Annotated in this window: 15 protein-coding genes; 14 read left to right on the top strand and 1 reads right to left on the bottom strand. The window is 50.7% G+C overall.

Annotated features, from left to right (window positions below; all coding sequences use genetic code 11):
* Positions 1-129 precede the first annotated feature (129 nt).
* The 10 genes from ndk (at position 130) to FDW97_RS09260 (ending at position 11,392) form a co-directional block, all read left to right on the top strand.
* Positions 130-561, top strand: coding sequence for a nucleoside-diphosphate kinase (gene ndk / locus FDW97_RS09305; RefSeq protein ID WP_003037710.1), 432 nt, complete (start codon positions 130-132; stop codon positions 559-561).
* Between the two features lie 250 nt (positions 562-811).
* On the top strand, positions 812-1,978 hold the full coding sequence (locus FDW97_RS09300; RefSeq protein ID WP_003037713.1) for a bifunctional tRNA (adenosine(37)-C2)-methyltransferase TrmG/ribosomal RNA large subunit methyltransferase RlmN: 1,167 nt from the start codon (positions 812-814) through the stop codon (positions 1,976-1,978).
* Positions 1,979-2,263: 285 nt separating this feature from the next.
* Positions 2,264-3,253: a cytoskeleton protein RodZ gene (gene rodZ / locus FDW97_RS09295; protein ID WP_137350945.1), complete on the top strand. Its 990-nt coding sequence runs from the start codon at positions 2,264-2,266 to the stop codon at positions 3,251-3,253.
* Between the two features lie 26 nt (positions 3,254-3,279).
* Complete coding sequence (ispG, locus tag FDW97_RS09290; RefSeq protein ID WP_016154000.1) at positions 3,280-4,398, top strand: flavodoxin-dependent (E)-4-hydroxy-3-methylbut-2-enyl-diphosphate synthase; 1,119 nt, start codon at positions 3,280-3,282, stop codon at positions 4,396-4,398.
* Positions 4,399-4,508: 110 nt separating this feature from the next.
* Entirely contained in the window at positions 4,509-5,783 is a 1,275-nt protein-coding gene (gene hisS / locus FDW97_RS09285; protein ID WP_069324459.1) for a histidine--tRNA ligase, read from the top strand.
* Between the two features lie 13 nt (positions 5,784-5,796).
* Positions 5,797-6,417 (top strand): YfgM family protein, encoded by a 621-nt coding sequence (locus FDW97_RS09280; RefSeq protein WP_038642608.1) that lies wholly within the window; start codon positions 5,797-5,799, stop codon positions 6,415-6,417.
* A gap of 10 nt (positions 6,418-6,427) precedes the next feature.
* A complete protein-coding gene (gene bamB, locus FDW97_RS09275) occupies positions 6,428-7,606 on the top strand; it encodes an outer membrane protein assembly factor BamB (protein WP_069324460.1) in 1,179 nt (392 codons plus the stop codon).
* 117 nt (positions 7,607-7,723) lie between these two features.
* On the top strand, positions 7,724-9,196 hold the full coding sequence (der, locus tag FDW97_RS09270) for a ribosome biogenesis GTPase Der (protein WP_038642605.1): 1,473 nt from the start codon (positions 7,724-7,726) through the stop codon (positions 9,194-9,196).
* Between the two features lie 299 nt (positions 9,197-9,495).
* Positions 9,496-11,037 (top strand): peptide MFS transporter, encoded by a 1,542-nt coding sequence (locus FDW97_RS09265; RefSeq protein WP_069324461.1) that lies wholly within the window; start codon positions 9,496-9,498, stop codon positions 11,035-11,037.
* A 139-nt stretch (positions 11,038-11,176) separates the two neighbouring features.
* Positions 11,177-11,392: a zinc ribbon domain-containing protein gene (locus tag FDW97_RS09260; protein WP_137350944.1), complete on the top strand. Its 216-nt coding sequence runs from the start codon at positions 11,177-11,179 to the stop codon at positions 11,390-11,392.
* On the opposite strand, the gene xseA is transcribed toward FDW97_RS09260, so the two are convergent.
* Positions 11,389-12,762, bottom strand: a complete 1,374-nt coding sequence (gene xseA, locus FDW97_RS09255) for an exodeoxyribonuclease VII large subunit (protein WP_121529396.1) — start codon at positions 12,760-12,762, stop codon at positions 11,389-11,391. The two genes, FDW97_RS09260 and xseA, sit on opposite strands and share 4 nt — an antisense overlap.
* A 160-nt stretch (positions 12,763-12,922) precedes the next feature.
* Between xseA and guaB the strand changes: the two genes are divergently transcribed.
* The 4 genes from guaB (at position 12,923) to FDW97_RS09235 (ending at position 19,676) form a co-directional block, all read left to right on the top strand.
* Positions 12,923-14,389, top strand: coding sequence for an IMP dehydrogenase (gene guaB, locus FDW97_RS09250; protein ID WP_038642597.1), 1,467 nt, complete (start codon positions 12,923-12,925; stop codon positions 14,387-14,389).
* A 69-nt stretch (positions 14,390-14,458) separates the two neighbouring features.
* A complete protein-coding gene (gene guaA / locus FDW97_RS09245; RefSeq protein ID WP_137350943.1) occupies positions 14,459-16,036 on the top strand; it encodes a glutamine-hydrolyzing GMP synthase in 1,578 nt (525 codons plus the stop codon).
* Positions 16,037-16,343: 307 nt separating this feature from the next.
* A complete protein-coding gene (locus FDW97_RS09240; RefSeq protein WP_137350942.1) occupies positions 16,344-17,534 on the top strand; it encodes a site-specific integrase in 1,191 nt (396 codons plus the stop codon).
* A 696-nt stretch (positions 17,535-18,230) separates the two neighbouring features.
* Positions 18,231-19,676 carry a P-loop ATPase, Sll1717 family gene (locus tag FDW97_RS09235; protein ID WP_076166434.1) on the top strand — a complete coding sequence of 482 codons (1,446 nt, stop codon included), beginning with the start codon at positions 18,231-18,233 and terminating at the stop codon, positions 19,674-19,676.
* The last annotated feature ends 328 nt before the right edge of the window (positions 19,677-20,004 follow it).

The raw sequence follows: 20,004 nt of genomic DNA, 5'->3' as shown, positions 1-20,004 counted from the left end.
TGCTAAAACTCATCTTATTTTAAAGAAATGTTACCTTCATCAATAGTCAATTGCCGGGATGCTCTTTATAATCCGCGCCAGGTCGTACATCTATATAGACAACAACAGAACATATTACAGAGGTTATCAATGGCTATTGAACGTACTTTTTCCATCATTAAACCAAACGCGGTGGCAAAAAACGTTATTGGGAGCATCTTTGCGCGCTTTGAAGCTGCAGGGTTCAAGATTGTAGGGACTAAAATGCTGCACCTGACCGTTGAGCAGGCGCGTGGCTTTTATGCTGAGCACGACGGCAAACCGTTCTTTGACGGTCTGGTTGAATTCATGACCTCCGGTCCGATCGTTGTTTCCGTTCTGGAAAGCGAAAACGCCGTACAGCGTCATCGTGATCTGCTGGGCGCTACCAACCCGGCGAACGCGCTGGCCGGTACCCTGCGTGCCGACTACGCTGACAGCTTCACCGAAAACGGGACTCACGGTTCTGATTCCGTTGAATCTGCCGCTCGCGAAATCGCCTATTTCTTCGGTGAGGGCGAGGTTTGCCCGCGTACGCGCTAATAAGCTCGTCCTGTAGGCCGGATAAGCGTTTGCGCATCCGGCTCTGCTTTGCCTGATGGCGACGCGAGGCGTCTTATCAGGCCTACGTTCTTTCTTTACATATTATTTTCGCTAATGCTTCGTGCAAACGTGGCATCCCTGCGCCAGACTTTGTACAATGCAACGCCCCGGAAGAGCAGACCGCTTGCCGGGGCGTTTCTTTTTAACCCTCCACGGGCCACAACGTGTAACAACGAGGCCGGAAAAAATTATGTCTGAATTAGTTAACACCTCTGAAGTCGTCATTCCTGCGGTTCCAAATAAAAATGGAAAAATTAACCTGCTGGATCTGAACCGTCAGCAAATGCGCGAATTCTTCAAAGAAATGGGCGAAAAGCCGTTTCGTGCCGATCAGGTCATGAAGTGGATGTACCACTATTGCAGCGACAACTTTGATGACATGACTGACATCAATAAGGTGCTGCGTAACAAGCTGAAAGAAGTCGCTGAAATTCGCGCCCCGGAAGTGGTGGAAGAGCAGCGTTCCTCTGACGGCACGATCAAATGGGCTATCGCGGTTGGCGATCAGCGCGTTGAAACCGTTTATATCCCGGAAGACGATCGTGCGACCCTGTGTGTTTCTTCACAGGTTGGTTGTGCATTAGAGTGTAAATTCTGCTCTACGGCGCAACAGGGATTTAACCGTAACCTGCGAGTGTCGGAAATCATTGGTCAGGTTTGGCGTGCGGCGAAAATCGTCGGCGCGGTAAAAGCAACGGGTGTTCGTCCTATCACCAACGTGGTGATGATGGGGATGGGCGAGCCGTTGCTCAACCTGACTAACGTGGTGCCGGCGATGGAAATCATGCTGGATGACTTCGGTTTCGGGCTGTCCAAGCGTCGCGTTACGCTTTCCACCTCAGGGGTTGTACCTGCGTTGGATAAGCTGGGCGATATGATTGACGTTGCGCTGGCGATCTCTCTGCATGCGCCGAACGATGAAATTCGTGACGAAATTGTGCCTATCAACAAAAAGTACAATATCGAAACGTTCCTCGGGGCAGTGCGTCGTTATCTGGAGAAATCCAACGCCAACCAGGGTCGTGTGACCATTGAGTATGTCATGTTGGATCACATCAATGACGGTACCGAACACGCGCATCAACTGGCTGAACTGCTGAAAGATACGCCGTGTAAGATCAACCTGATCCCGTGGAACCCGTTCCCTGGCGCACCGTATGGTCGTAGCTCTAACAGCCGTATCGATCGTTTCTCCAAAGTGTTGATGAGCTATGGTTTCACCACCATCGTGCGTAAAACACGTGGCGATGACATCGATGCAGCCTGCGGCCAATTGGCAGGCGACGTTATCGACCGTACCAAGCGTACTCTGCGCAAGCGTATGCAGGGTGATGCTATCGACATCAAAACCGTTTGATGTCGAGCGCACTACGGTATAATTCTTGTACCGTAGTGCAATGTAAGCCAGGTGAGGTTCTTTGGTTGTTGTCGTCAGGTCAATAATAACGGTGCGTTTTTGTCGACTTTAAGGCAGTATGTAACGGCGCAACAAGAGTTTAGCCCTCAGGTTTACGCTTTTTTGTCATTGGTAGTCTGACCGTTTTATACTGTCTGACGAAGGTTAACTGACCAGATGTTTCGCGGTGTGGGTGAGCATTGTGACTCGCCGGCGCCAGAACCCAAATTTACGCAGCTGTAGCGAATGAATACTGAAGCCACGCACGACAAAAATGAAGCACTCTCCACCGGCGTTCGTCTGCGCAATGCCCGTGAACAACTCGGATTCAGCCAACAGGCAGTCGCGGAACGACTGTGCCTGAAGGTCTCCACGGTACGCGATATTGAAGAAGATAAGGCACCAGCCGATCTCGCTTCAACATTCCTGCGTGGGTACATCCGTTCTTATGCGCGTCTGGTGCATATTCCTGAAGAAGAACTGTTGCCAGGGCTGGAAAAACAGGCTCCAGTTCGTCCTGCTAAAGTCGCGCCGATGCAGAGCTTCTCGCTCGGTAAGCGTCGTAAAAAGCGCGATGGCTGGTTAATGACCTTCACCTGGCTGGTGCTGTTTGTCGTTGTCGGACTGACAGGCGCCTGGTGGTGGCAGAACCACAAAGCGCAGCAGGAAGAGATCAGCACCATGGCCGATCAATCTTCCGCTGAGCTGAGTGCCGGTAAAGACAGCGCGCAGAATGTACCGTTAGATACCAGCGCCGCGGCAGGCCAGGAGACGACGCCGACTGCAGATGATGGCGCAGTGGCGGACGCCGCGCCATCGACGGATGCTCCGGCAACCCCGGCACCAGCCGCGGATGCGCAACAGAATGCTGTTGTGGCGCCGTCTCAGGCCAATGTTGATACCACAACCGCAGCGCCAACAAATGCGGCCCCGCTGCCGACTGACCAGGCGGGTGTAAGTACCCCAGCAGCCGATCCTAACGCACTGGTAATGAACTTTACCGCCGATTGCTGGTTGGAAGTAACCGATGCGACCGGTAAAAAATTGTTCAGCGGTATGCAGCGTAAAGACGGTAATCTGAATTTGACCGGTCAGGCGCCGTACAAACTGAAAATTGGCGCTCCGGCGGCAGTGCAGATTCAGTTCCAGGGTAAACCTGTCGATCTGAGTCGTTTTATCAGAACTAACCAGGTTGCACGTCTGACCGTTAATGCCGAACAATCACCGGCTCAGTAACAGACGGCAATGCGGGAGATTTTTTAATGCATAACCAGGCTCCAATTCAACGTAGAAAATCGACACGCATTTACGTTGGGAACGTGCCGATCGGCGATGGCGCGCCCATCGCCGTACAGTCCATGACCAATACGCGCACCACTGATGTGGAAGCGACGGTTAATCAGATCAAAGCGCTGGAACGCGTAGGCGCAGATATTGTTCGTGTCTCTGTACCGACAATGGATGCTGCAGAAGCGTTCAAGCTTATCAAACAGCAGGTTAATGTCCCGCTGGTTGCCGATATTCACTTCGACTACCGTATCGCGTTGAAAGTGGCGGAATACGGCGTTGACTGTCTGCGTATCAACCCAGGCAATATCGGTAATGAAGAGCGCATCCGTATGGTAGTAGACTGCGCTCGTGATAAAAATATTCCTATCCGCATCGGCGTAAACGCCGGATCGCTGGAAAAAGATCTGCAGGAAAAATACGGTGAACCGACGCCGCAGGCGCTGCTGGAATCCGCTATGCGTCATGTGGATCACCTCGATCGTTTGAACTTCGATCAATTCAAAGTCAGCGTTAAAGCCTCTGACGTTTTCCTCGCCGTAGAATCCTATCGCCTGCTGGCGAAACAGATCGATCAACCGCTGCATCTGGGGATCACCGAAGCCGGTGGCGCACGTAGCGGGGCGGTGAAATCCGCGATCGGTTTAGGATTGCTGCTATCAGAAGGGATCGGCGATACGCTGCGTGTTTCTCTGGCTGCCGATCCGGTGGAAGAGATCAAAGTGGGCTTCGATATTTTGAAATCGCTGCGCATTCGCGCGCGCGGGATCAATTTCATCGCTTGTCCAACCTGCTCACGTCAGGAATTCGACGTTATCGGTACGGTTAACGCGTTGGAGCAACGCCTGGAAGATATCATTACGCCAATGGATGTTTCGATCATCGGCTGTGTGGTAAATGGTCCTGGCGAAGCGCTGGTTTCTACGCTGGGCGTGACGGGCGGTAACAAGAAAAGCGGCCTGTACGAAGACGGTGTGCGTAAGGACCGACTCGACAACGACGATATGATCACACAGCTTGAAGCCCGTATTCGCGCTAAAGCGAGTATCCTGGACGAAGCGCGCCGTATCGACGTGCAGCAGCTTGAAAAATAACAACGTGATGGGAAGCGGCGTGCTTCCCGTGTATGATTGAACCCGCATGGCGCCCGCATTGTTCGGGTTAGCGCTGAGGGTTCATTTTTATATTCATAAAGAGAATAAACGTGGCAAAAAACATTCAAGCCATTCGCGGCATGAACGATTATCTGCCTGGCGAAACCGCCATCTGGCAGCGCATTGAAGGCACACTCAAAAACGTGCTCGGTAGCTACGGTTACAGTGAAATCCGCTTGCCGATTGTAGAGCAGACCCCGTTATTCAAACGCGCGATCGGTGAAGTTACCGACGTGGTTGAAAAAGAGATGTATACCTTTGAGGACAGAAATGGCGACAGCCTGACTCTGCGTCCTGAAGGGACTGCGGGCTGCGTACGCGCCGGCATTGAACATGGTCTCCTGTACAATCAGGAACAGCGTCTGTGGTATATCGGGCCGATGTTCCGCCACGAACGTCCGCAGAAAGGACGCTATCGTCAGTTCCATCAGTTGGGTGTCGAAGTGTTTGGCCTGCAGGGGCCGGACATTGATGCTGAACTGATTATGCTGACCGCTCGCTGGTGGCGCGCGCTGGGTATTTCTCAACATGTTAGCCTGGAGCTGAACTCAATTGGTTCGCTTGAAGCCCGCGCTAACTACCGTGATGCGCTGGTCGCCTATCTGGAACAGCATAAAGAGAAACTGGACGAAGACTGCAAGCGTCGCATGTACACCAACCCGCTGCGCGTGCTTGACTCCAAAAACCCAGAAGTGCAGGCGCTGCTCAACGACGCACCTGCGCTGGGTGATTATCTCGATGATGACTCTCGCGAGCATTTCGCGGGTCTGTGCAAACTACTGGAATCCGCAGGGATTGCCTACACCGTTAATCAGCGTCTGGTTCGTGGTCTTGATTACTACAACCGCACCGTATTTGAGTGGGTTACCAGCAGTCTGGGCTCGCAGGGCACCGTGTGTGCCGGTGGTCGTTACGACGGTCTGGTAGAGCAACTGGGCGGTCGTGCAACGCCAGCTGTGGGCTTCGCCATGGGCCTGGAACGCCTTGTTTTATTAGTTCAGGCAGTGAATCCGGAATTTATTGCCTCCCCTGTTGTCGATATATACCTGGTTGCTTCAGGCACAGACACGCAGTCGGCGGCAATGCGGCTTGCGGAACGTCTGCGTGATGAAGTTCCTGGTGTGAAACTGATGACCAACCACGGCGGCGGCAACTTTAAGAAACAGTTTGCCCGTGCCGATAAGTGGGGCGCCCGCGTTGCACTGGTACTGGGTGAGTCCGAAGTGGCTGACGGTACTGTTGTAGTGAAGGATTTGCGCTCTGGTGAGCAAACGGCAGTAGCGCAGGATGGCGTTGCCGCGCATTTGCGCACTCTACTGGGCTAAGGAGAAGGACAGCGTGGAAATTTACGAGAACGAACACGACCAGGTTGATGCGGTAAAACGCTTCTTTGCCGAAAACGGCAAAGCGCTGGCGGTTGGGATAATTTTAGGGGTTGGCGCACTGGTTGGCTGGCGTTACTGGACCAGCCATCAGACGGAGTCCGCACGCTCTGCTTCTCTGGCATACCAAAATACGGTGACCGCGGTTAGCGCGGGTAAAGCGGATAGCATTCCTGCGGCAGAGAAATTTGCAGCAGAGAATAAAAATACCTACGGCGCGTTAGCTTCACTGGAACTTGCGCAGCAGTTTGTTGACCAAAATGAACTTGAGAAAGCTGCAAGCCAGCTGCAACAAGGCCTGGCTGCAACCAGCGATGAGAATCTCAAAGCGGTGATTAACCTGCGTCTGGCTCGTGTTCAGGTTCAGCTTAAACAGGCTGATACCGCGCTGAAAACACTCGACACCATTAAAGGTGAAGGGTGGACGGCCATTGTTGCCGATCTGCGCGGTGAAGCGTTGCTGAGCAAGGGCGACAAACAAGGTGCGCGTAGCGCATGGGAAGCGGGTGTGAAAAGCGATGCCTCTCCTGCTCTGAGCGAAATGATGCAGATGAAAATCAATAATTTGTCCATCTGAGAGGGACCCGATGCAATTGCGTAAATTACTTCTGCCAGGGCTGCTTTCCGTTACCCTATTGAGCGGCTGTTCACTGTTTAGTGGCGAAGAAGATGTCGTTAAGATGTCCCCATTACCGGTGGTTGAAAACCAGTTTACTCCGTCTACGGACTGGAGCACTTCCGTGGGCAACGGTATTGGTGATTTCTATTCCAATCTTCATCCTGCGCTGGCGGATAACGTTGTCTATGCAGCCGATCGCGCAGGTGTCGTGAAAGCGTTGAACGCAGACGACGGCAAAGAAGTGTGGTCTGTTAATCTGGGTGAGAAAGACGGTTGGTTCTCCCGTGCATCTGCACAGCTTTCTGGCGGCGTAACCGTGTCCGGTGGTCATGTTTACATTGGCAGTGAAAAAGCGCAGGTTTATGCGTTGAATACCAGCGACGGTACCACCGCATGGCAAACGAAAGTTGCCGGTGAAGCGCTGTCTCGTCCGGTTGTGAGCGATGGCATGGTATTAATCCACACCAGCAACGGTCAATTGCAGGCGTTGAACGAAGCTGACGGCGCCATCAAGTGGACCGTTAACCTCGACATGCCATCCCTGTCTCTGCGTGGCGAATCTGCCCCTGCGACGGCCTTTGGCGCAGCAATTGTTGGTGGTGATAACGGTCGCGTAAGCGCCGTGCTGATGCAACAGGGCCAGATGATTTGGCAGCAACGTATTTCTCAGGCGACAGGCCCAACGGAAATCGATCGTCTGAGTGACGTTGATACCACGCCGGTTATCGTCAATGGCGTTGTTTACGCGCTGGCTTATAATGGTAACCTGACCGCGCTGGATCTGCGCAGTGGCCAGATTATGTGGAAACGTGAACTGGGCTCGGTAAATGATTTCATCGTCGATGGAAACCGTATCTACCTGGTCGATCAGAACGACCGCATACTGGCGCTGACCACCGACGGCGGCGTGACGCTGTGGACGCAAAGCGATCTGTTGCACCGTCTGCTGACGTCTCCGGCATTGTATAACGGCAATTTGGTTGTGGGCGATAGCGAAGGCTACCTGCACTGGATTAACGTTGAAGATGGTCGCTTTGTTGCCCAGCAGAAAGTCGACAGCTCCGGTTTCCTGACCGAGCCAGTCTCTGCGGATGGTAAACTGCTGATCCAGGCGAAAGACGGTACGCTGTACTCCATTACGCGTTAATCGTCCTGGCCGCTCGCTTTGAAAAACGGCTCCTGGTGCAGGGGCCGTTTTACTGTTTTTAACAACGGCACAAAAATGTGCGCGTTGTCTGATGATTTTTTAAATGAGGCTTTAAACATGGTACCTGTGGTCGCGCTTGTCGGGCGCCCTAACGTTGGCAAATCCACGTTATTTAACCGTCTAACTCGCACCCGAGATGCGCTGGTTGCGGATTTCCCGGGTCTGACTCGTGACCGTAAGTACGGTCGTGCGGAAATTGAAGGCCGCGAGTTTATCTGTATTGATACCGGCGGTATTGATGGTACGGAAGACGGTGTTGAAACCCGCATGGCTGAACAGTCTCTGTTGGCTATCGAAGAAGCGGACGTTGTACTGTTTATGGTGGATGCGCGTGCTGGCCTGATGCCAGCGGATGAAGCCATTGCTAAACATCTGCGTTCACGCCAGAAACCGACGTTCCTGGTGGCCAACAAAACGGACGGACTGGATCCCGATCAGGCGGTTGTTGATTTCTACTCGCTGGGTCTGGGTGAAATTTATCCGATTGCTGCCTCCCATGGTCGCGGCGTTCTCAGCCTGCTGGAGCATGTTCTGCTGCCGTGGATGGATGACGTTGCGCCGCAGGAAGAAGTCGATGAAGATGCGGAATATTGGGCGCAACTGGAAGCCAAAGAAAACGGTGAAGAAGAGCCTGAAGACGACTTCAACCCGCAGGATCTGCCGATCAAGCTGGCGATTGTCGGGCGTCCGAACGTAGGTAAGTCCACACTGACTAACCGTATTCTCGGCGAAGACCGCGTGGTGGTTTACGACATGCCAGGGACCACGCGTGACAGCATTTATATTCCGATGCAACGCGACGAACGTGAATATGTGCTGATCGACACCGCTGGCGTGCGTAAGCGCGGGAAAATTACCGAAGCGGTAGAAAAATTCTCAGTCATCAAAACGCTGCAGGCGATTGAAGATGCCAACGTGGTCATGCTGGTGATTGATGCGCGGGAAGGTATTTCCGATCAGGACCTGTCGCTGCTGGGCTTTATCCTCAATAGTGGGCGCTCACTTGTTATTGTCGTCAACAAATGGGACGGCCTGACGCAGGAAGTGAAAGAGCAGGTCAAGGAAACGCTGGACTTCCGTCTGGGCTTTATTGATTTTGCGCGCGTACACTTTATCTCTGCGCTGCACGGTAGCGGTGTCGGTAATCTGTTTGAATCGGTCCGCGAAGCGTACGACAGCTCCACCCGTCGCGTTAGTACCGCGATGCTGACGCGTATCATGACCATGGCGGTAGAAGATCATCAGCCGCCGCTGGTACGTGGTCGTCGCGTGAAGCTGAAATATGCCCATGCCGGTGGTTATAACCCGCCGATCGTGGTGATTCATGGCAATCAGGTGAAAGATCTGCCGGATTCATATAAGCGCTATCTGATGAACTACTTCCGCAAAACTCTGGACGTGATGGGGACTCCGATCCGCATTCAGTTCAAAGAAGGGGAAAACCCGTTTGCGAATAAACGTAATACACTGACGCCGACCCAGATGCGTAAACGTAAACGTTTGATTAAGCACATTAAAAAAAGCAAATAATCGTTGCTGATGTTGATAAAAACCCGCGCTTGTCGCGGGTTTTTTTTCGGTATTCCATCGCCAGCTTCTGACCGGGCGATGTCAATCACTATTCGTTTTTTACCAAGTTTAAATCTAAGAAAGTAGACATTTGTCGAGTTTTCATCTTAAAGTCCGGGGGTTGGTACTAGACAAAACTAGTCTTAGGTTATCAAATGGTTAAATAACTTTTCGCCGCATGTAAAAAATCGGTCAGATACGTAACTGGCTGGCGTACATGCGGTGTATACACGCACGACGACATAACTTTCGGGAGAATTATGCAATCCTCTGTTAATCAAAAAGAAAGCCGAACTTTCTTCGGCCATCCTTATCCGCTCGGCTCGCTGTTCTTCACAGAGATGTGGGAGCGTTTCTCGTTTTATGGCATTCGCCCATTACTGATCCTGTTTATGGCGGCTACCGTCTATGACGGCGGCATGGGGCTGGCGCGTGAAAACGCCTCGGCGATTGTGGGTATTTTTGCCGGTACGATGTATCTCGCCGCGCTGCCTGGTGGTTGGCTGGCGGATAACTGGCTCGGCCAACAGAAAGCCGTATGGTACGGTTCCATCCTGATTGCGCTTGGTCATCTGTCGATTGCGCTTTCGGCCATTATGGGTAATAACCTGTTCTTTATCGGCCTGATGTTTATCGTGCTCGGTTCCGGTCTGTTTAAGACCTGTATTTCGGTCATGGTTGGCACATTGTATAAAAAAGGCGATGCGCGTCGTGATGGCGGTTTCTCGCTGTTTTACATGGGCATCAATATGGGGTCATTCATCGCCCCCTTGATCTCCGGTTGGTTGATTAAAACCCATGGCTGGCATTGGGGCTTTGGTATCGGTGGTATCGGGATGCTGGTGGCGTTAATCATCTTCCGTGTGTTTGCCGTTCCGTCGATGAAACGCTACGACAGCGAAGTGGGACTGGACTCGACCTGGAACAGCCCGGTAGTGAAGCGTAACGGTGTGGGCGCATGGCTACTCGCGCTGGCTGTCGGTGTGGCGATTATCGTTACGCTGATTGCGCAGGGCGTGATTGTGATTAATCCGGTCGCGGTTGCCAGCATACTGGTGTACGTGATTGCCGCCTCTGTTGCGCTCTACTTTATCTACCTGTTCATCTTTGCCGGCCTGAATCGCAAAGAGCGCGCCAGACTGCTGGTTTGCTTTATCCTGCTGGTTTCCGCCGCATTCTTCTGGTCGGCGTTTGAGCAAAAACCCACCTCGTTCAACCTGTTCGCCAACGACTACACTAACCGTATGATCGGTGATTTTGAAATTCCGGCGGTCTGGTTCCAGTCGATAAACGCCCTGTTTATCATCCTGCTGGCGCCGGTATTTAGTTGGGCGTGGCCGAAGCTGGCGAGTATGAACATTCGCCCGAGCAGCATCACTAAGTTCGTTATCGGTATTTTGTGTGCGGCGGCAGGCTTTGGCCTGATGATGCTGGCGGCGCAAAACGTTCTCAGCAACGGCGGGGCGGGCGTTTCTCCATTCTGGCTGGTAGGCAGTATCCTGATGCTGACGCTTGGCGAGCTGTGTCTGAGCCCGATCGGTCTGGCGACCATGACGCTGCTGGCGCCGGAAAGAATGCGTGGGCAAATGATGGGCCTGTGGTTCTGTGCCAGTGCGCTGGGTAACCTGGCCGCAGGTCTGATTGGCGGTCATGTGAAGGCAGACCAACTGGATATGCTGCCGGATCTCTTCGCTCGCTGCTCGATTGCGCTGCTGATCTGTGCCGCGGTCCTGATTGTCCTTATTGTTCCCATTCGTCGCATGCTGGAAAATACGCAAACTAAACCGGCAACCAGCGCCTGATAACACCTCGATTATGCCGGGGCAGAAACTATGCCCCGGTCATTCAATTGATGAGGTATGACGTTTTGTTGGACCTGGGCGACATTCAGCGCAGCGTGTTAAACTCAACGCAAGAATCGATCCCTGTACTGGAGTTGCAATGTCTATCATTTGTCCGGATTGCCACGCTGAACTGGAGTCACAAAACGGTGCGGCGCGCTGTGAGAGTTGCCAAAAAGATTTTCAACTGGAAGCACGTTGCCCAGAGTGCCATCAACCACTCGAAGTACTCAAGGCTTGTGGCGCGGTGGATTATTTCTGTCAGCATGGCCATGGGCTGATTTCGAAAAAACGCGTGGAGTATGTGCCGGTTTAAACCGGCTTTTTCTTCCGCGTTTTTTTCGCCGCCGTTACGCCCCTCACTTCGCTTTCCACCCAGCCATCTGCTAGTCGGGTGGTGATGACATCGCCTGCGCTGACCTGTTTGATCTGTTTCAGTACGCCGCCGCCTGTGGTGGTAGAAACGCTGTAGCCGCGCGCCAGCGTCGCCAGCGGACTGACCGCTTCGAGATGGGTAACCGCGTTGCCGAAACGCTCGCGCTGTTCGCTTATACGTGTGCGTACATTCTCCATCAGACGATATTCCAACTGCTGAATACGGGCTTGTGCGCGATAAATGCGGGGCTGTGGATTTTGTTGATTCAGTCGCTGCAGCATACGTTGCTGGCGCTGATTCGCCTGCTTTATTTGGTTTTCCAGCGCGCTGCTCATGCGCTGACGCAGCCGTTCCAGAGAAGTTTGCTGGCGCGCCAGACGCAACTGCGGGTGCTGCTGCTGGAGGCGGTGGAAAAGCTGCGTGAAACGACGGGTGCGGTTGGCGAGGTAGTAATCCATCGCCATGCCCAGACGCTGCTGGGCAGACTGCACCTGACGCAGCAGCTCTTGCTGGTTACGGCTGACGATTTCCGCCGCCGCCGACGGCGTCGGCGCGCGCAGGTCGCCGACAAAATCGGCGATAGTGACGTCGGTTTCGTGGCCGACGGCGCTAACCACTGGAATGCGGCTGGCAAATATTGCGCGCGCCACGCGTTCGTCGTTAAAACTCCATAAATCTTCCAGCGAGCCGCCGCCGCGCCCGACGATTAACACGTCGCACTCGCCGCGCGCGTTTGCCAGTTCAATGGCGCGAACGATTTGCCCCGGCGCGTCGTCGCCCTGTACAGCGGTAGGGTAGATAACTACCGGCAGCGACGGATCGCGGCGTTTAAGAACGTGGAGAATATCGTGCAGCGCCGCGCCGGTTTTCGAGGTAATCACCCCGACACAGTGGGCCGGGGAGGGCAGCGGCTGCTTATATTGCTGATCGAACAACCCTTCAGCCTGCAGTTTGGCTTTCAGCTGTTCATACTTCTGCTGTAATAGCCCTTCGCCCGCGGGCTGCATGCTCTCAACAATTATCTGGTAATCGCCGCGCGGTTCATACAGCGTGATGTTGGCGCGTACCAGTACCTGCTGACCGTGCTGCGGACGGAACGTCACCCGGCGGTTGCTGTTGCGGAACATCGCGCAGCGCACCTGGGCGTTATCGTCTTTTAAGGTGAAGTACCAGTGGCCGGAAGAGGGTTGGGTGAAATTCGATATTTCGCCGCTGATCCACACTTGTCCCATCTCCTGCTCAAGCAGCAGACGAACCGTCTGATTCAGGCGGCTTACGGTAAAAATTGAGGAGGTCTGAGAGGATAACATGTGAGCGGGATCAAATTCTAAATCAGCAGGTTATTCAGTCGAAAGTAACATGCTCACAGAGGAGCGCAAGGTTTTTTTGCAAAAAAGTGTGGATGCAATCGGTTACGCTCTGTATAATGCCGCGGCAATATTTAATAACCTCCCAGGTGAGATATTGCCCATGCTACGTATCGCAAAAGAAGCCCTGACGTTTGACGACGTCCTCCTCGTTCCCGCTCATTCTACCGTTCTGCCGAACACGGCTGACCTTAGCACTCAGCTGACCAAAACGATTCGCCTGAACATTCCTATGCTCTCCGCAGCAATGGATACCGTGACGGAAGCGCGCCTGGCGATTGCCCTGGCACAGGAAGGCGGCATCGGTTTTATCCACAAGAACATGTCTATCGAGCGCCAGGCGGAAGAAGTCCGCCGCGTGAAAAAACACGAATCTGGCGTGGTAACCGACCCGCAGACAGTGCTGCCAACCACCACCCTGCGTGAAGTGAAAGAACTGACTGAACGTAACGGTTTTGCAGGTTACCCGGTAGTGACTGAAGACAACGAACTGGTTGGCATCATCACCGGTCGTGACGTGCGCTTTGTGACTGACCTGAACCAGCCTGTTAGCGTATACATGACGCCGAAAGAGCGCCTGGTGACCGTTCGTGAAGGTGAAGCGCGTGATGTCGTGCTGGCCAAAATGCACGAGAAGCGCGTTGAGAAAGCGCTGGTTGTTGATGACAGCTTCCACCTGCTCGGCATGATCACCGTTAAAGATTTCCAGAAAGCAGAACGTAAACCGAACTCATGTAAAGACGAGCATGGTCGTCTGCGTGTCGGCGCGGCTGTAGGCGCAGGTGCAGGTAACGAAGAACGTGTTGACGCGCTGGTTGCTGCCGGCGTTGACGTACTGTTGATCGATTCCTCTCACGGTCACTCTGAAGGCGTGCTGCAACGTATCCGTGAAACCCGTGCTAAATATCCTGACCTGCAAATCATCGGCGGTAACGTCGCCACTGGCGCTGGCGCTCGCGCACTCGCCGAAGCTGGTTGCAGCGCGGTGAAAGTCGGTATCGGCCCTGGCTCCATCTGTACTACCCGTATCGTCACTGGCGTGGGCGTTCCGCAGATCACTGCCGTTTCTGACGCGGTTGAAGCGCTGGAAGGTACCGGTATTCCAGTTATCGCCGACGGCGGTATCCGTTTCTCCGGCGACATCGCTAAAGCGATTGCCGCTGGCGCCGCTGCCGTCATGGTTGGCTCTATGCTGGCGGGTACCGAAGAGTCTCCAGGCGAAATCGAACTGTATCAGGGCCGTTCTTACAAATCCTACCGCGGTATGGGCTCCCTGGGCGCGATGTCCAAAGGTTCCTCCGACCGTTACTTCCAGAGCGACAACGCCGCTGACAAACTGGTGCCGGAAGGTATCGAAGGCCGCGTAGCGTATAAAGGCCGCCTGAAAGAGATCATTCACCAGCAGATGGGTGGCTTGCGTTCCTGTATGGGTCTGACCGGTTGTGGTACCATCGACCTGCTGCGTACGAAGGCTGAATTCGTGCGTATCAGCGGTGCGGGTATCCAGGAAAGCCACGTTCACGACGTGACCATTACCAAAGAGTCCCCGAACTACCGCTTGGGCTCCTGATAAGTTTCCGCGCCCGGTTTTAAACCGGGCGTTTTGTTATTGTTTCACTTGCCTCGGAATTATCGTCAAATGACAGACAATATTCATAAACATCGCATTCTCATCCTCGATTTCGGATCGCAGTACACCCAACTGGTTGCACGTCGCGTACGTGAACTGGGCGTCTACTGTGAACTGTGGGCATGGGATGTTACTGAAGCACAAATCCGTGAGTTCAACCCGAGCGGCATCATCCTCTCCGGTGGTCCGGAAAGCACCACCGAAGCAAACAGCCCGCGTGCGCCTGAGTACGTCTTCAACGCCGGTGTGCCGGTCTTCGGCGTCTGCTACGGTATGCAGACCATGGCAATGCAGCTGGGCGGCCACGTTGAAGGTTCTAACGAGCGTGAATTCGGCTACGCCCAGGTTGAGGTACAGACCGACAGCGCGCTGATTCGCGGTATCGAAGATTCTCTGACCGCCGACAGCAAACCGCTGCTCGACGTATGGATGAGTCACGGCGACAAAGTAACCGCGATCCCGGAAGGTTTCGTCACCGTTGCCAGCACCGAGACCTGCCCGTTCGCCATTATGGCGCACGAAGAAAAACGCTTCTACGGCGTGCAGTTCCACCCGGAAGTAACCCACACCCGTCAGGGTATGCGCATGCTGGAGCGTTTCGTACGCGATATCTGCCAGTGTGAAGCGCTGTGGACTCCGGCGAAAATCATCGACGATGCCGTTGTCCGTATTCGCGAGCAGGTTGGCGACGACAAAGTGATCCTCGGTCTTTCCGGCGGCGTGGATTCTTCCGTCACCGCGATGCTGCTGCACCGCGCAATCGGTAAAAACCTGACCTGCGTGTTCGTGGACAACGGTCTGCTGCGTCTGAACGAAGCCCAGCAGGTGATGGACATGTTCGGCGACCACTTTGGTCTGAACATTGTTCACGTGGAAGGCGAATCGCGCTTCCTGGAAGCGCTGAAAGGCGAGAACGATCCGGAAGCCAAACGTAAGATCATCGGCCGTGTGTTCGTTGAAGTGTTCGACGAAGAAGCGCTGAAGCTGGAAGATGTGAAGTGGCTGGCGCAGGGGACTATCTATCCTGACGTAATCGAATCTGCCGCTTCCGCGACCGGTAAAGCACATGTCATCAAATCTCACCACAACGTGGGCGGTCTGCCGAAAGAGATGAAGATGGGGCTGGTTGAGCCGCTGCGTGAGCTGTTCAAAGACGAAGTGCGCAAAATCGGTCTGGAATTGGGCCTGCCGTACGACATGCTCTACCGTCACCCGTTCCCGGGCCCGGGTCTCGGCGTTCGTGTGCTGGGTGAAGTGAAGAAAGAGTACTGCGACCTGCTGCGTCGTGCGGACGCTATCTTCATTGAAGAGCTGCACAAAGCTGACCTGTACAACAAAGTCAGCCAGGCGTTTACCGTGTTCCTGCCGGTACGTTCCGTTGGCGTGATGGGTGATGGCCGTAAATATGACTGGGTTGTCTCTCTGCGCGCGGTCGAAACTATCGACTTTATGACCGCACACTGGGCGCACCTGCCGTATGACTTCTTAGGCCGCGTCTCTAACCGCATCATCAACGAAGTGAACGGCATTTCTCGCGTGGTGTATGACATCAGCGGTAAACCGCCAGCCACGATTGAGTGGGAATGATTTCGCGTCTGGCAACAGCCTGCACGTAAAAGCAGTAAAGTACCTCTAAGCCCGCGTAACAGCGGGCTTTTTTGTTTTTGTGTCTGGCACTTTCTGGCAGCTGTTAGCAACGGGAAGCACGGTTTTTTCAATGGAATTTTTGATGGTACTCTCTAGTTTCGAATTCAGGTTTGAAAAAGTACCATGTGATAAATTTCGGTTGAGTTATGGTATTTGTTTTTTATAACTCAATTAAAAACAGAGAGTTAAAAAACTTTTCTGAATTTTTTACAACATGGTATTTTTTGATAAAGGAAAACAATAAACCATGTTGACTGACACCAGGCTGCGTCACCTTAAGCCGAAGGAGAAACTCTATAAAGTTAATGACCGTGATGGTCTGTATGTTGCGGTCACTCCGGCTGGAACTATTTCATTTCGTTATAACTATTCAATAAACGGAAGACAGGAGACCGTTACTTTTGGCCGCTATGGTGTTGGAGGGATCACGCTTGCAGAAGCGCGTGAACGGCTCAATGAAGCCAAAAAAATGGTTGCCAGTCGAAGATCGCCTGCGAGGGAAAAAGCCAGAGATAAAGCGCGTATCAAAGATGCGGAGACTTTTGGTGCGTGGGCTGAGAAATGGTTACGCGGTTATCAAATGGCTGAATCGACGCGTGATATGCGGCGTTTGGTATATCAAAGGGAGTTGAAGTCAAAATTTGCCCAGCAGAAACTTAGTGAGATTACACATGAAGACTTACGCGCATTAACCGATAACATTGTTGAGAGAGGGGCACCGGCGACAGCTGTACACGCCAGAGAGATTGTATTGCAAGTCTATCGCTGGGCTATTGAGCGCGGTCAGAAGGTGGAGAATCCAGCTGATCTGGTACGGCCTGCAAGCATAGCGAAATTTGAGCCTCGAGACAGGGCATTGACGCCAATTGAAATTGGTCTGATGTATCGGTACATGGAACGGGTAGGAACGACGCCATCAATCAGAGCAGCGGTTAAACTTTTGCTGTTAACGATGGTACGTAAAAGTGAGCTTACTAACGCAACCTGGAACGAGATCAATTTTAGTGAGGCATTATGGACGATACCAAAGGAGAGGATGAAACGACGTAATCCACATTTGGTTTTTCTTTCCAGACAGGCAATGGATATTATGATTGCTCTCAAAACCTTTGCCGGTAGCTCTGATTTTATCCTTCCTTCGCGGTACGATTCCGATGCGCCAATGAGTAGCGCTACTTTAAACCGGGTTTTGACACTGACGTATCGCCTGGCTCAGAAAGAAGGGGAGTTGTTGCCTAAGTTTGGTCCCCATGACTTACGGCGTACAGCCAGCACCTTGCTACATGAGGCCGGCTACAATACTGACTGGATTGAGAAGAGCCTTGCCCCTGAACAAAAAGGGGTACGAGCTGTTTATAACAAGGCTGAATATCGTGAGCAGAGGGCTGAGATGCTACAAGATTGGGCGAATATGATTGATGAATGGGTTAGTAAGTGATTAAGAATCAATAATTTTCACTATCCCTGCTTGTTATCATATGCCTCCAAATTTTAGCCGCTAAAATTTAGAGATATATGTGGGTCTAAATGCCATCGACATGATACTGGCAAGTAAGTCAGTATCTATTGTGCAGAGGAAGGGCAACTTTAAACGCCCATGGTTTAGACTTACTTACAGGAAAACGAATGCCTTTTACGGTCGGAGATAAGTAAGGTGATTATCCATTACATAAACATAAAGTTTATCCACCCTATGTCATTGTTAACCGGCTTCTGTAGTTCACTGATGAGGTAATATCATTAGTGTCCATTTTTAATAACCGCCCATAGTTGCTTTGTAATAATAGGCTATGACGGCAATGTTAATGAGTTTATTATCTAAAAATTGGATGGTGTTATATCGTTCCTTTAACAGAAAGTCAGTAAAGGGCTTTGAAAAATACTACAGTTTTTAAAAGAAAAATAATTATCAGGTTGTAATTTTATTAAGTTGGGTATTAATTCAATAGTTCCAGTTATGTAATGTATCGTATTTTTTATGTATGCCTATCGGAGTAATGGGGATTGTAATAATGAGTGTGTGGAATGATGTATATTTAAATGAGCGGTGCTTATGCTGCATAATACATTGATGTTGACGGAAAAACTTCATTGACTTACAATAACAAAGCGAACAGGAAAATGGGATGGTTATATGCATAAATTTAAGGATATTAATTTCGAGTATACGGACGCTCAGGAAGAACGTTTACACGCCCCTAATTTAATTAATGAAGCGTTTGTTGATATAAATAAAATCACTGATTCAATATTTAAACCAAATAAATATATTGTCTATGGACCTAAAGGTGCTGGTAAGTCAGCTTTAGCATCGAAATTGATGTTTACTGCTCAAGAACAGTGGGATTTCTTTTGCGAAATTGATGATCTTGAGGAGTTCGAATTTTCTTTATTAAAAAGGACCTCTGGAGTTGGCGGGGAAAAAATAGGTGGGGTTGTAATTGTCTGGAAGCTACTTCTTTATATAAGGGTTTTATCTCTTTATGGCGAGGATGAGTTAATATCAGATTCCAGTAGTAATTTAAATGGTCTGATCACTGATTTAAAAAAATACGGTTTTCTTTCAACTCAGAGCCTCGTGGAAGTTGTTCAAGAAACATCAAGAAAAGGTCTTTACGCAAAGTTCTCGAATCTTTTTGGTGCATTAGGATTACAAGGTAATATCGATAGGGCAAGTGAACAAAAGGTAAAAGATCCGGCAGGATTAGTAAATGCAATTGAAAAAGCATTGGTTGAGTTAGGAGAAGTAAAGAATAAACATTATCTTATTATTGATGGTTTAGATTATCTATTAAGAAATGGAAAGGATTATTCGCAATACTTAGTTGACTTGGTTGCCGCTGTTCGACAAGTTAATAATTTTTTCTCAAGTATGAGGAACGATAGTAAGGTCGTAATATTATTTAGGGATGAGATTTTAGATATTTTACCTGATCCTAATCTAACGAAGCGCACAACCGATAATGGCATAGCATTAAATTGGTATGATAAGGAAGGGAAACAGTTTGATAGTTATTTGTTGAAAGTAATTGAAAATAGGGCGAAACTTGCTGGGTATACTGAGGGGATAAAGGAACTCTGGAAAATGTGGTTTCCGGATAAAATAGGGAAAAAAGATAGCATACTATTCATTTTAGATAACTCCAGATATCTACCTCGAGACCTTATAAGTTTTTTCAGAAGTCTACAAAGTCTTGAAAAATCACCTCCTTTTAGTGTGCAAGATATATATTCCGCTACTAGTTCATACTCGGAGTGGTTTGTATCGGAACTTAGCGACGCATTAGTAGGTTTAGTCAATGAGGAAATTAGAAAATCCATTCCGGAAATTTTATCTGATATTGGCCCAAGATTTACTGCGAAAGAATTTTATGAAGCATTAAAAGAGTACGATGTAACCATGGAAATAGCAGACAGTATTCTTGATGTTTTATTCAACACATCATGGATTGGGAATGTTTGGGATAAATTTGGTTCTCCAAGATATGCATGGAGACATAGAAGAGAAAAGGCAGTAATGAATCCAAAAAAAGGATGCTTAGTACACAATGGCCTTTTAAAATCCCTCAACCTAACATAAGTAATATTCTGATGTTTATTGTGCCCGTGTAATGCGGGCTTTTTTTCTTTATTAGAAAGAACGTGGGGGATTTTAATTCACTTTCCAACTAAAAAATGTATATATTATTCTATAGTGTATAATTTTTTATAATTAATTCTTAAGGCATTGTTTAAATTTAAAGTCATTACATTTTATACGTTGTTAAACTGGGGTTTTTGTAGTGGTGATTTTTTGAAGGTATTTAAAAGTTAATAAATTATAATCATTTAATTTATTAACTAACTTATTTGAAAAGATTAATCTTTGCGGCATTTTATGAAGGGCGAAATCCTAACGCTAATTATTT

Origin of the sequence: Citrobacter sp. wls708 (assembly GCF_005281255.1) — a bacterium.
Lineage (GTDB): Bacteria > Pseudomonadota > Gammaproteobacteria > Enterobacterales > Enterobacteriaceae > Citrobacter > Citrobacter werkmanii.
The sequence above is the reverse complement of the archived record's forward strand: the minus strand, read 5'-3'. Positions and strand labels throughout refer to the sequence as shown.

Coding starts and splice junctions, on each gene's coding strand:
- rodZ (WP_137350945.1), top strand. CDS start 2,264: ATGAATACTGAAGCCACGCACGACAAAAATGAAGCACTCTCCACCGGC.
- FDW97_RS09240 (WP_137350942.1), top strand. CDS start 16,344: ATGTTGACTGACACCAGGCTGCGTCACCTTAAGCCGAAGGAGAAACTC.
- xseA (WP_121529396.1), bottom strand. CDS start 12,762: ATGTTATCCTCTCAGACCTCCTCAATTTTTACCGTAAGCCGCCTGAAT.
- FDW97_RS09260 (WP_137350944.1), top strand. CDS start 11,177: ATGTCTATCATTTGTCCGGATTGCCACGCTGAACTGGAGTCACAAAAC.
- FDW97_RS09300 (WP_003037713.1), top strand. CDS start 812: ATGTCTGAATTAGTTAACACCTCTGAAGTCGTCATTCCTGCGGTTCCA.
- der (WP_038642605.1), top strand. CDS start 7,724: ATGGTACCTGTGGTCGCGCTTGTCGGGCGCCCTAACGTTGGCAAATCC.
- ispG (WP_016154000.1), top strand. CDS start 3,280: ATGCATAACCAGGCTCCAATTCAACGTAGAAAATCGACACGCATTTAC.
- ndk (WP_003037710.1), top strand. CDS start 130: ATGGCTATTGAACGTACTTTTTCCATCATTAAACCAAACGCGGTGGCA.
- FDW97_RS09235 (WP_076166434.1), top strand. CDS start 18,231: ATGCATAAATTTAAGGATATTAATTTCGAGTATACGGACGCTCAGGAA.
- guaB (WP_038642597.1), top strand. CDS start 12,923: ATGCTACGTATCGCAAAAGAAGCCCTGACGTTTGACGACGTCCTCCTC.
- FDW97_RS09265 (WP_069324461.1), top strand. CDS start 9,496: ATGCAATCCTCTGTTAATCAAAAAGAAAGCCGAACTTTCTTCGGCCAT.
- bamB (WP_069324460.1), top strand. CDS start 6,428: ATGCAATTGCGTAAATTACTTCTGCCAGGGCTGCTTTCCGTTACCCTA.
- guaA (WP_137350943.1), top strand. CDS start 14,459: ATGACAGACAATATTCATAAACATCGCATTCTCATCCTCGATTTCGGA.